This is a genomic window from Pseudomonas sp. TREG-RG-20F-10-E-6-01 (assembly GCF_022662455.1).
Taxonomy (GTDB): domain Bacteria; phylum Pseudomonadota; class Gammaproteobacteria; order Pseudomonadales; family Pseudomonadaceae; genus Aquipseudomonas.
In genome coordinates, this window is sequence record NZ_JAKNQP010000006.1 from 250,330 (window position 1) to 262,842 (window position 12,513).

Genomic DNA, 12,513 nt, shown 5'->3' on the forward strand with positions numbered 1-12,513 from the left:
CGATGTGCATGACTGAATCCACCCGCAACGCTGATGTCTTGATCATCGGCGGCGGCCTGAGCGGCACGATGTTGGCCGTGCAATTGCTGCGCCTGCCTGGGCAGCGTCGCATCCTGGTGATTGAGCCCCGCGCCGAACTGGGCCGTGGCGAGGCCTACAGCGCGGTCGAGCTGGGCCACACCTTGAACGGCAACGCCGCGCGCATGAGCGTCGACCCGGATAACGCCGACGACCTGACCCAATGGCTCACCGACTACATCGGCGCCGGTGGGTGGCCGCAGGCGCACCAGCAAGCGGTGCCGATCAGTGAGCTGTTCCCGCCGCGCGGGATCTTTGGGCTGTACGCGCAGCAGCGGCTGGCCGAAGCCAAGGCGTTGTCGGCTTCGACGGTGGAGCATGTGCGTGGCGAGGTCATCGACCTGCACGTGGATGAGAGCGCCACAGTGCTGACACTTGATAACGGCCAGCAACTGCGCGGCGCCTTCGCGGTATTGGCCACCGGCATGTTTCCCGCAGCGCGTACGCCGCAGACCGACTCCAGCGGCTTGAACGCGGCAGCCGTGGACCCGTGGGACGTGCAGGCGATGACCCTGATCGACCCGCAATCGACGGTACTGATCATCGGCTCCGGGCTGACCATGGTGGACGCCGTGGTGTCGCTGGAGCAGGCCGGCCATCGTGGCCCGATCGAGATTTTTTCGCGCCACGGGCTGCTGCCGCATGTACGCCGGCAGCCCCCGGGCTGGGTGGATTTTCTCGCCGAGGACCATCGCCTGCGCAGCCCGAGGCAATTGCTGCGCGAGGTGCGCCGCCAATGCCGCAGTGCGCTGCAGCAAGGCATCGATTGGCAGGCGCCGCTGGACACCGTGCGCGCGCATGTTGCCCGTTTGTGGAGCCAGGCCAGCGACGTCGAAAAACGCCAGTTCGTGCGCCATGTACGGCCGTGGTGGGAAAGTCATCATCACCGTTCGCCGCCGTTGAGCGCGCAATTGGTGGCACGGTTGCAGGACGAAGGGCGGTTGCGCATTCAGGCAGCATCGTTCAAGGGCCTGGTGGCTTCGGACGGCGGTGTGACTGTCCGCGTGCGTCGTCGCGGCGAGCAGGAGGTGACGCAGGTGTCGGGGGCGGCGTTGATCAATTCCAGTGGCATTGAGTACGACTGGCGCCGCGTGGCCCGGCCGTTGCCCCAGCAGTTGCTCAAGCGTGGGTTGATCCAGCCCGGGCCATTGGCGTTGGGGATTGCGGCGGACGTGTCGGGCGCTGTGCTGGATGCCGAGGGCAATGTCAGCCGCCGCCTGTTCGCCATGGGCCCGCCGTTGCGCGGGATGTGGTGGGAAAGCACAGCGGTGACCGACGTGGCGATTCAGGCCAAGGCGTTGGCGTTGAAGCTGACAAATATCTAATGTGGGAGCGAGTTCAGCCGGCAGACTTCTGTGCTCTGCTTTTCTGTGGGAGCTGGCTTGCCTGCGATGCAGGCAACTCGGTACATCAGGCATAAGCAGTTGATGCCATCGCAGCGGTGCGGCGATCCGACAAGCCCGCTCCCACAGTTGATCGGCGTTTCAACTTCCAATCTTCACGAAACCAGGCTTGAGGCCAAACACTTCCACCCCCTGCGCGGTTGATTGCCCGGTGGTGACCTTCACCCGTTCCACCGGTTGATCCATCGTCGCGCGGTACTCCACGGTCATGTCAGCGCGGTTGATCGCCTGGCTGGGAATCACAATCGCCTGCGCGTTGTTGTAGGTGACGATGGTCAACCGCGCACTCATGCCCAGCCGCACGCGTTGCAATTGCTGCGGTGTCAGTTTGGGAATCGACAACGTCACCGGAAACTGCGCGCTGCCCTGGCTGTCGCTGGCAATCGCCAAGCCACTGACCACACTCACGGAGCCGGTCAGCCGCTCACCGTCGAAGCCATCGCCCATCACTTCCACCGCCTGGCCCTGGTGCAGCTGGTTGATGTCCAGCTCCGACACCTTGGCGACGATTTTCAGCCGCTCGATGTTCGCCAGGCCGAACAGCACCTGGCCCTGACTGACTTTGCTGCCGGCCTGCACCGGCGCGTTACTGTTGCCACCGCCTGGCGTCGACGTATTGCTGCCGGGGGCGGGCACTACGATGCCGGAGAACGGCGCCTTGACTTCCTTGCCATCGAGCAGCTTGTGCAGGGCGTCGTACTTGACCGTGGCATTGGTCAGTTCCATGTCGGCGATCTGTTTGTATTCGCCCTGGCCCTGGCTCTGCGCCTGCTGCAGTTCACTGCGGGCTGAGGCGAGGTCCAGTTGCTGCTGCTGAGTCTGTTGTTTGAGGTCGTCCAGTTCGTTGCGCGGGATGATGCCGCGCTTGAACAGGTTTTCGCTTTCGGTGAGTTTGCGCTGGGTGTTGCCGGCGGTCATTTCGGCGGTGCGCAGGCTGCGGCGCGCACGGCTGACGGTGGGGCTGCTGTCCCAGTCTTGCATTTCTTGCACGGTGCGCCGGGCCTTGAGCTGGGCGGACAACGCGTCGCGCAGCTGCACCTCGAGGGTGGCCGGGTCCATGCGCAGCAGCACCTGGCCGGCGTCGACACGCTGGCCTTGCTCGACCAGGTTGTCCAGCACGTTGCCGTCGAACGGCGCCGTCAGGGTGACGGTGGACTCGGGTTCGATCTTGCCCACCAGGCCGATCTGGTGCACAAGTGCGTCGGGTTTTACCGCCAGCCATTGCTCGGCCGTCTGGGCTTGCCCGGCGTCACTGCGATGGCTGAGCACGGCAATGCCTGCGCCGGTCAGCAGCACGACCAATACAGCGCCCAACAGGCGTTTTTTATCAGTAGTCATTGAGGGCGATTTCCCAACTTTCCAGCGTCATGCCCAGCGTCAGGTCGAGCTGGGTCTGGGCGTTCAAATAAGCGATCAGTGCATTGAGCTGCGCGTTCTCGGCGTTGCGCAGGTCGGTCTCGAAACTCAACACCTGAAAGTTGGTGGAGCGCCCGGCACTGAGTTTTTCCCGTTCGATTTCGATCTTGCGCCGCGACAGTTCGACAGCGCGCTGGGAGATTTCATATTGGCGCCAGCGGGTGCCGAGGTCGCGCACCACGTCATTGACGTTGCGTTCCAGCTCCTGACGCGCATCGGTGATACGGATCTCCTGGTCCTCTACGTTGACCCGCGCGCGCACTTCGGCCTGTCGCGTGCTGATGTCACCGATGGGGATTTGCACCTGCACGCCAGCGTAGCTGTTCCACGTGCGGTTGTTGCCGTTGCCGTTGCCGATGCCGATGCCATTGCCGTTGTCGTTGTTGCTGTAGGCATCGCGGATCTGGTTGGCCCCGGCCACCAGGTCGACCTGCCAGCGCCCGGAATCCTTGGCGATCACCAGGTTGAGGTCGGCCTGCTGGCTGCCCAGCAGGGCGGCGAGGTATTCCGGCTGTTGGGTCTGCGCCAGGTTGAAGGCCTGGCGCTTGTCGATGGTCATTGGCCTGGCCTCCAGCGCCTCGCTGGCGCGGATGGGCGTCGACAGATCCAGTGCCAACAGGCGCAGCAGGGCCAGGCGGCTGGTATCGAGCTGGTTCTGCGCTTCTTCGACGCCGAGTTGTTGGGTGGCGATGTCGGCTTCGGTCTGCACGATTTCGAACTCGGCCATGCGGCCTGCGCTGATCAATGCCTTGTTCACCTCCAGCAGCGTGTTGGAGCGTTTGAGCGCGTCCTGGACGATGCTCAACTGCTCCTGGGCGCGCAGCAGTTCGCGGTAGGTGGCGATGATCTGGCTGATGGTCTGCGCCACGGTAGCCTTGAGGTTGAGCCGGTTGGCCTGTTCCGACAGGCGCGACAGGCGCAACGGCGCGGTGGTGGCGTCCCAGCCGGCGCCGCGCGCCAGCGGCTGGATGAGCGCCAGGTCGAGGCCGTCACTGCGGTAGCGGCCGGCGCGATCGGCGTTGTTCAGTTGCTGGGTCCAGGCCATGCTCAGCCGCGTGCCGTATTCGCCGAGCAAGGTGGCGTTCGGGGCCAGGTTGGCATTGCGTGAGTTATCGGCGGTGCCGCGACTTTGGCGGTAATAACTGTTGAGCGTGAGCTTGGGGTTGAACACATCTTCGGCCACGCGCAGGTCGAACTTCTGCGCCACCCGTTGCAGGTACGCGCTGCGGATCGCCGGGTTGTTGCGCAAGCCCAGGTACACCGCATCACCCAGGGTCAGGGTGGTGACCTGGGCATTCAACGACACACCGCGCTCGTAACCGCTGCGGGTGCTGCTGGGGGCGGACGGGTTGATCACCACGTCGCCAGCCATGGCCGGCAGGCTTGCGATCAGCAGTAACAGCGGCCATTTATTCATCACGCAAGGCCTCCACCGGCTGCAGCCGCGAGGCGGACACCGCCGGGTAGATGCCAAAGAACAAGCCCACCAGCAATGTACTGCCCACCCCAAGGGGCAGGGCGGCGGCGGCCAGGGCAAACGCCCAGCCCGACAGCCAGGCGTAGAGCCAGGCGGCGCTCATGCCCAGCACCGCGCCGCAAAGTGCACCGACGGCCGTCAGGGTCACGGCTTCGAGCAGGAACAGGTTGCGGATATCACGCTGACGCGCACCCAGGGCCATGCGGATACCGATCTCACGGCGGCGCTCCGAGACATTCATCAGCATCACGTTCATCACACCGACGCCGCCGCCTACCAGCGAGATCGCACCCAGCGCCAGCAACAAATAGGCGAACGTGCGGCTCTGACGGGTCATGCCATCGATCATTTGCTGGGGCACCTGGATGTCGACATCGTGGTCGGTGAGTTGGCGTTTCAAGGCGCTGGAGGCGTCGCGGGCGATGCGCTCCATGTCCTGGCCTGGCGTGGCGCGGATAATCACGTTGCCGATCTGCGGCGTCGGGTAGATGCGGCGCATGCCTTCGGCGGGGATGAACAGCGACTCGTTGGCCTGCACTGGCATGAGCATGGCGCGGGCCTGGTTGTGCAGGATGCCCACTACCAGAAACAGGTAGTCGTTGATGCGTATGCGGTCGCCCGGTTTCAGCGGATCGCCCGGCATACCCAGGGCTTGAGCGAGCTGGTCGCCGATCACGGCGTAGGTCTCACTGGCGTCGAAAGGCGAAAGAAATCGCCCGTCGCGCACCACCAGGCGCATGGCGTCCTTGATATCGGCTGTGGTGCCGACCAGGTTGGCGTTAGCCGTGCGGCCGTGGAACACGATGGGGCCACCGAACACACTGAGGGCACCGATATGGGCAATGCCCGGCACGGTGTCGCGCACGGCCTCAAGGTCGAGGCTGGCGCGCATCGGGGCGCTGCTGTTGCCTTTGGGCGGAAACTGGGCGACCAGGGTGTCGGTGCCCATGTCCTTGAAAATCATCGCGGCATCCACCGCCGCGTTATGGCCGATATTGATCAAGGCCACCACCGATGAACTGCCGATGACGATGCCCAGCAGCGCCAGGACCGAGCGCTTGCCCAGGGTGCGCAGGCTCACGAACGCTTCGTGCAGCAGTTGGCTCAGGCTCTGCTCGACCCGCAAGCTCATAGGCGCCCGGCCTCATGCACCACGCCATTGCGCACCAGGATCTTGCGCTCCAGGCGCTCGGCGATATGCGGGTCATGGGTGACGATGATCAGCGTCACTTGCTGCTCGCGGTTGAGGCCCAGAAGCAGATCCATGATCTCTTGGGCCGTGGTGCTGTCGAGGTTGCCGGTGGGTTCGTCGGCAAGAATCACCGAGGGTTTGCCGACCAGCGCGCGCGCAATTGCCACGCGTTGACGCTGGCCGCCGGAGAGGTCGGCGGGGCGATGGTGGGCGCGCTCGGCCAGGCCGACCTGTTCCAGCATGCGCAACGCTTGCTCCACCGACTCGTGGCGCGACACGCCGCGGTAACTCAAGGGCAGGGCGACGTTGTCCAGGGCACTGAGGCGCGGCAGCAGGTTGAAGCTCTGGAACACGAAACCGATCTGCTGGTTGCGGATTGCCGCCAGCTCATCGGGGCTGGCGCTGAAAATATCGTGGCCGGCGAAGTGGTATTGGCCGCAGTTGGGCAAATCCAGCAGGCCGAGGATATTGAGCAGGGTACTTTTGCCGGAGCCGGAGGCGCCGAGAATGCCGCAACTGTCGCCGCTGGCGATGCACAGGCACACATCATTGAGGATGTTCAGTTCCTGGCCGGCAAGCTGATAGCGTTTGCCGATGCCTTGCAGGGAGATCAAGCCTGGGTGCGCGGGGGTCTCTGTCATCATGACTACGCCTGCAGTCTCGACGGTGCCGCTTGCGCCCGGTAAATCCTTGTAACAAGTTCGGGAGCTGCCTGGTACGCGTCACGGACTGGTTTTATTTCTTGTTTTTAAAATATTGTTTGAATAGTAACCGCGTTCCATGCGCTTCGCCAGCCATGGATGTAGAGCGGTTTTACCCTTTGAAACGATTTTATCGCGCACGCGCTCGGGCGACTCACGATCTTCTCTGCAAGTCGCAGAAGTCCCGGTTATACAGGCTTTTAGATGGATAGCGCAGTGTCAGTACTTGCTTTCGAAGGGCCGCCCCGGTATAAAAAATCAAATTATTTTTTAAAACAATATTTCCCCCGTGGAACTCCTATGGTCGCGAAGAAACTCAGCGCTCCAAACGTTACCAAGACTCGACTGCTGGATGCGACAGAGGCTCTCTTCATCAAGTACGGCTACGACGCCGTTCTGCTCCGGCAGATTACCGAGCGCGCCCAGGTGAACCTGGCCGCCGTGAACTACCACTTCGGGGACAAGGATTCCCTGATGAAAACCCTGCTGATGCAGCGCCTGGAGCCGCTCAACGAGCAGCGCCTGGAGCTGCTCGCGCGTTGTGAAGCCGAATCCGATGGGCCCCTCGATTGCGATACCTTGCTTGGCGTGCTGTTCGCCCCGGCCATGGGCCTGGAGCGCAGTGACCCGGCCAGCGGGGAAGGGCGCTCATTCATTCGCTTCCTGGGTCGGGTTTACAGCGACACCTCGCCGTTTATCCAGGAATACCTCAAGGTTCATTACCAGCCGGTGTTCCAGCGTTTTTTCGAAGCGTTTGCGCTGGCCTTGCCGGACCTGCCCCGCAATGAGCTTGGCGTGCGCCTGCAATTTGCCCTCAAGGCGATTTCCGGGGTGATGGCGGGGACGGAACTGCGCCTGCTGATGAACTCCATGAGCCTGGGCCGCCCGGCCACGGACGCCGAGGTAATGGCCAAGTTGATCACCCTGGTGTCGGCCGCGATTCGTGTGCCGCAGCAAAGCGCTGAGGCTGAAACCGCGTTGGCGAAGGTGCTGGATACCCAGCGCGCCATTCGTGAACAAGCGGTTGCGCCCGCGACCAAGGCAGCGCGATAAGCCTTTATTCAGGGCAAAAAAAAGCCCGCTGGGGCGGCGGGCTTGATGTGCAACGTTTGTAACGGATGAGGCTTCACCCTACGTCTGCGGATGTGAATAAATCGTGAAAAAAATGTAAGAAAATGGGTGGGTAACAACAGATTGTCGATCCTGTTGTTGCCTGTCGGATTTTTCCTGCAAGCCTACCATTCGTCGCCACTGTCAGTTCTGACAGTAGATTCGATGACTGCCCCAAGCGCCTCATTCACCTTGCCCGTCGCGCCGTTTCAGCGCGCTAAACCAGCAAGGTATGGCCATGACCACTCCCACTGAAGAACTGTCTCCACCCCCTTATTCGGTCTACCCTGCTGTCCGATTGGCTGAGGCGCTTTACCCGGAAACCGCGACCTGGGGTCTGGGCCAGCGCGAAACCGACCCCTACGCGCTCTTTACCTTCGAGAACTGGTACGCGGCCACCGTCAACGATCTTTACGCGATTTACTGGCGCGATTCGAGTATTGCGGTGGCCTCGGCTGTCGTCACCAAAGTGGCTGATCGCTACAACCTGGCCATCCCCAAGACCAAGATTCCGGAAGGTGAATTCCCGGTGTTCGGGCAGGTCACGCGCGCTGCCAGCGGTCAATTGGTGCGCTCCCTTCCTGAGACCTACCTGGTCAAAACCAAGCGTCCCGGAGGCCTTACGTTCTGGGCTGCGGAGCAATTCCACAGAGGCTTGATCCTGTCGGTTGAGGGGTTCCCGGCGGGTTCGATCCTCAATCCCGGCAACATTACCGGCGGGTTGTGGTGCCTGATTACCAAGTACGAAAACATCCGCAAGAACGACACCATCACCGTCGCCTACGGCGCCACGACCATCGACCATGTTGTCAGCCCCGACGAGGCTGCCGGGCCGGGGCCGATCCGGGTTTTTATCAGCCCGTCGGTTATCCAGGCGGGCAACCTGTACGGCGCGGTAGGCGTGCAGTTTATGGTGCGCGATGTGGTGAACAACACCTCCGGCGAGAAGTACGCCTATTCGCGGCCCTACATCCTCAACAGTGAACTGGACCCCAACCTGCTGGACCCGCCGATCTTCACGGTCAACGACGTCGAAGCCTCCATTGTTGATCTGGATCTGTCCAGCGCGGCACATTTCGCGGCGCTGGTCACCTTGCCGCGCAAGACGCCGACGCCGAGCCCGAGCAACCGTGTGGTGCTCATATTGGTGATCACCCAGGTTACCGAGTACGGCGAGTCAACCCGAACAATTCGCTTGCCGGCGGTGACCGACAGAAACCTGCGGGGCGAGAGCATTCCCATCGGCAACGGCGTATTCAGCTCGTTGATGGAGGCCAAGATCAGCCTGAGCTTTGAGTGGCAAACCGCTGGGGGTGTGGTGCTCAATCGCTCGGGCACCAGTGTGGTTCAAGTGGTGGGTACGCCAGCGTTGCGGCTGCTGGCGCCTGCTTTCGATAACAAAACGGGGCCCCAGATTGTCCTCGCCAGCAACTATCCGAGTGGCGCCGTTGTGGCCGTGGCGTATCAGGGCATGACTGAGGCGCAGATCATCAGGCTCAAATGGACCTTTGCCGATGGCACTGTCGCCAGTATTCCTGTGCAGGCCGGGGTCAGCAGCGGCCTGGTGCTGTTTTCCATCAGCGCCCAAATCCTCGCGCAAAGCCCAGGTCAGCTCATCAAGCTGTCTTATGAGGTGACGACGGGGACCAAGACACAATCTTCGGCTATTCAGGAGCTGACGTTTCAAGCCCAGGGCGGCGGGTTGACCGAGACGGTTGACGTCGGGATGGCCCCCCACGGGATCAGTATCACCAGCGATGGGCTGCGGGCTTTTGTAACCTGTCAGTTTAGCCATTCGGTTTCAGTGATTGATATCAAGGCGCGTAAAGTCATTTACACCCTCTTTAATGTGAACTCGGCGTTCCTGTCGGTGCTCAGTCCAGACAACCGGCGTCTGTATGTGGGCAATTTTGATGGGTCAAGTTACACCGTCATTGATACCTCCACGTACAGGATTCTTTCGACGGTTCAGATCGCGGGCGGCAACGACCTTTCGGGGCTCGCCATTACGGCGGATGGCTCGCGATTGTTTGTTGCCTGCACCCGAAATTCCTTCGTGTCCGTCCATGATGCCGCCTCGGGCGCCGTTCTGGGTCGGGTCTCCGTTGGGGTGAACCCGTTCGGCGTGGCGGTCAATCCGGAACAAACACAGGTGCTCGTCGCTTCAGCCTCGGTGTTGGATATCATCAGCGCCGGTACCCGCAATGCGCTCGTGGCGAGAATCAGCGGTACCAATCGGCCCGTGCAAATAGCCTTCAGTGCGGGCACGCCGGCGCGCTACGCCTATGTCAGTGACGTTGATGGCGTCCTGGTTGTGGACCTTATGAGTAACGTCATCATCCAGAAAATCACGGGTATCAATTGGGCGTGGGGCATCACGCGAAACCCGAATGCTCCGGAACTCTGGGTGGGCGGCGTGGGCCCTGGCGGCATTGGGTCCAATCGCGATTCGGTGTACATCATCAACACCAACACAAACCAGGTTACTAAACGCCTCACCGGGTTCAGCAACGCTGCAAACATAGCCTTCTCGCCCGCCGCCGGCGTAGCCCTGGTCGTCAATAACGGCTCGGACAGTGTGAGTTTCGTCCCGGTTTAAAGTCTTTGGTGCCTCACCTAACACGCACAGGACGTGCATGGGACAGCACTGCGTCAACGCAGGCTGTCCCTTTTTCGTTAACGCTTGCAACGACTTGCCGGCCTGGCGGCTCGCTGACGCCGTGAAACGGTCTCTACCATTTGTCGCTACTGTCAGTTCTGACAGTAGATTCGATGCCTGTCCCAGGCGCTTCATCGACCTTGCCCGTCGCGCCATTTGCGCGCGCCCCAACCCAGCAAGGTGATGGCCATGACCACCCCCACTGAAGAACTCTCACCGCCGCCGTATTCGGTCTATCCGTCTGTTTCACTGGCTGAGGCCCTGTACCCGGAAACCGCGAAGTGGGGGCTGGGTCAGCGCGAAACCGACCCCAATGCGCTCTTTACCTTCGAGAACTGGTACGCGGCCACGGTCAACGATCTTTACGCGATCTACTGGCGGGACTCGAGCATTGCGGTGGCCTCGGCCATCGTCACCAAAGTGACTGATCGCTACAACCTGTCCATCCCCAAGACCAAAATTCCGGAAGGCGAATTCCCGGTGTTCGGCCAGGTCAAGCGCGCTGCCAGCGGGCAATTACTGCGCTCCATGCCTGAAACTTACCTGGTGAAGACCAAGCGTCCCGGTGGCCTCACGTTCTGGGCATCCGAACAATTCCACAGAGGCTTGATCCTGTCGGTTGAGGGGTTCCCGGCGGGTTCGATCCTTAATCCCAGCAACATTACCGGCGGGTTGTTGTGCCTGATTACCAAGTACGAAAACATCCGCAAGAACGACACCATCACCGTCGCCTACGGCGCCACGACCATTGACCATGTGGTCAGCCCCGACGAGGCTGCCGGGCTGGGGCCGATCCGGGTTTTCATCAGCCCTTCGGTTATCCAGGCGGGCAACCCGTACGGCCCGGTGGGTGTGCAATTTATGGTGCGCGATGTGGTGAACAACACCTCCGGCGAGAAGTACGCCTATTCCCGACCCTACATCCTCAACAGCGAACTGGACCCCAGCCTGCTTGATCCGCCGATCTTCACGGTCAACGAAGTCGAAGCCTCCGTCGTCGATCTGGACCAGTTCAGCGCGGCACGGTTTGCGGCGCTGGTCGCGTTGCCGCGCAAGACGCCGACACCGAGCCCGAGCAACCGCGTTGTGCTCACAGTGGTGATCACCCAGGTGACCGAGTATGGCGAGTCAACCCGTACGCTTCGTTTGCCGGCGGTCACCGACAGAAACCTGCGAGGGGAGACCGTTCCTATCGGCAACGACGTGCTCAGCGCGCTGACGGATGCCACGGTCAGCCTAAGGTTCGAGTGGCAAACCGGCACGGGCTCGCCACTGGGACGGTCGGGCACCACTGTGGTCAGGGTGGTAGGCACACCGACTCCCGATGTGTTGCCCTACCCAACACTCAACGGCGCTTCAAACACTGCGCAAGCGACGACAGTTGACCCGTTGGCCATTCAATACAACACCGGTGTGACGGTTAAATACCCTGGCATGCTCGCCACGGACAGCATCACACTGAGTTGGATTTATCAGGATGGCAGTCAATATCAAACAACCCTGAGTGGTCATGCGAGTGGCACCGTAGTGTTCGATCTGACGGCAGCTCAAGTGCTGCATAACAGTGTCAATAGCCGGGTGCAGTTGCAGTATTCGATTCAACGGGCTGGAAGAACAGCTCAGTCAACCGTTCAAACCGTCACAGTCGGTGCAATTGCGCCAGCCCTGTTGCCGACACCCACAATTAATCATCAAGCCAATGGAACGGTCATCGACTTGAACAACTTCGCGGGCAATGCTCAGTTGTCGTTGAGTCAATGGCCGTTAAGTAAAGCAGGCCAGCGTGTCTGGATGACGTTGATAGGAGAGGGGCGATCGCAGGAGGTGCTGACGGATTATGTGGTCACGACTCACGATGCGATAAATGGCCTGGTGAATCAGGCAGTGCTGCGTAATGTTTTGACGGCGCTGCCGAGGAACTCCAGGTTTCAAATTGAGACTCGAGTGGCCTACGATGGCGGCACGGACAAATGGCGAGCCGTAGTGTTTCCAACAGCGAGCTACATAATTAACGATTCGTGGACGGACGCTGTATCCAACTTTCCGGGTGGAAGCTATGGGCCCTGGAGTGCCGGTGCAGGTGCGGCGGGTGGTTACATGTCAGGCACAGGCTTTCAAGTTGTCACCGCACTCTGGCCGGCATCGAACGCGGGTGTCTTGTTCAATGCGGTGCGTAATTTCAATAGCGCTCACCGTTATCGGGTTGATGCAACTATTTATAATCAGTCGGGTTATAACGACCCGCTCCTGGCTATATTTGTGGCTGGGCAAACCCTCAAAGGCCCAGTCTCCATACCTCGGCAGCAATGGTATGTGCTGGATGCCGAGTTTGTCGGCAGTATGGGCGGTGCGGAAGTTGTGCTTTATAACTACCAGGCCAAAGGGGGCGGCAGTGGTGCGGAGGGTGGCAATGACTTTATCGTCAATTCGGTGCGCATCACCCGTCTGACCTGATCATCCGTCATGCTTGAGCGTGC

8 protein-coding genes are annotated in these 12,513 nt (G+C 61.2%); 4 read left to right on the forward strand and 4 right to left on the reverse strand.

The annotated features are described in order from the left end of the window. Positions 1 to 8 precede the first annotated feature (8 nt). Positions 9 to 1,403, forward strand: a complete 1,395-nt coding sequence (locus tag L8K08_RS19215; protein ID WP_242199412.1) for an FAD/NAD(P)-binding protein — start codon at positions 9 to 11, stop codon at positions 1,401 to 1,403. A 159-nt stretch (positions 1,404 to 1,562) separates the two neighbouring features. Here L8K08_RS19215 and L8K08_RS19220 read toward each other — a convergent pair whose 3' ends face one another. From L8K08_RS19220 to L8K08_RS19235, 4 genes are read right to left on the reverse strand one after another with little or no spacing between them, the layout of a single operon-like run. Then, a complete protein-coding gene (locus tag L8K08_RS19220) occupies positions 1,563 to 2,819 on the reverse strand; it encodes an HlyD family efflux transporter periplasmic adaptor subunit (RefSeq protein WP_242199413.1) in 1,257 nt (418 codons plus the stop codon). Then, positions 2,809 to 4,314 carry a TolC family protein gene (locus L8K08_RS19225; RefSeq protein WP_242199415.1) on the reverse strand — a complete coding sequence of 502 codons (1,506 nt, stop codon included), beginning with the start codon at positions 4,312 to 4,314 and terminating at the stop codon, positions 2,809 to 2,811. The genes L8K08_RS19220 and L8K08_RS19225 overlap by 11 nt, the downstream gene beginning before the upstream one ends. Next, the gene (locus L8K08_RS19230) at positions 4,307 to 5,506 is read right to left on the reverse strand and encodes an ABC transporter permease (protein ID WP_145164055.1); all 1,200 of its coding nucleotides are present in this window, start codon (positions 5,504 to 5,506) and stop codon (positions 4,307 to 4,309) included. Before L8K08_RS19230 ends, L8K08_RS19225 begins: the two co-directional genes overlap by 8 nt. Then, complete coding sequence (locus L8K08_RS19235) at positions 5,503 to 6,210, reverse strand: ABC transporter ATP-binding protein (RefSeq protein WP_242199416.1); 708 nt, start codon at positions 6,208 to 6,210, stop codon at positions 5,503 to 5,505. The genes L8K08_RS19230 and L8K08_RS19235 overlap by 4 nt, the downstream gene beginning before the upstream one ends. Positions 6,211 to 6,567: 357 nt before the next feature. Between L8K08_RS19235 and L8K08_RS19240 the strand changes: the two genes are divergently transcribed. The 3 genes from L8K08_RS19240 to L8K08_RS19250 all read left to right on the forward strand — a co-directional run bounded on the left by L8K08_RS19240 (position 6,568) and on the right by L8K08_RS19250 (position 12,490). Beyond that, complete coding sequence (locus L8K08_RS19240) at positions 6,568 to 7,320, forward strand: TetR/AcrR family transcriptional regulator (protein WP_145164059.1); 753 nt, start codon at positions 6,568 to 6,570, stop codon at positions 7,318 to 7,320. Positions 7,321 to 7,615: 295 nt separating this feature from the next. After that, positions 7,616 to 9,976, forward strand: coding sequence for a YncE family protein (locus L8K08_RS19245; protein ID WP_242199417.1), 2,361 nt, complete (start codon positions 7,616 to 7,618; stop codon positions 9,974 to 9,976). A gap of 249 nt (positions 9,977 to 10,225) precedes the next feature. Next, the gene (locus tag L8K08_RS19250) at positions 10,226 to 12,490 is read left to right on the forward strand and encodes a hypothetical protein (protein WP_242199418.1); all 2,265 of its coding nucleotides are present in this window, start codon (positions 10,226 to 10,228) and stop codon (positions 12,488 to 12,490) included. Positions 12,491 to 12,513: the final 23 nt, after the last annotated feature.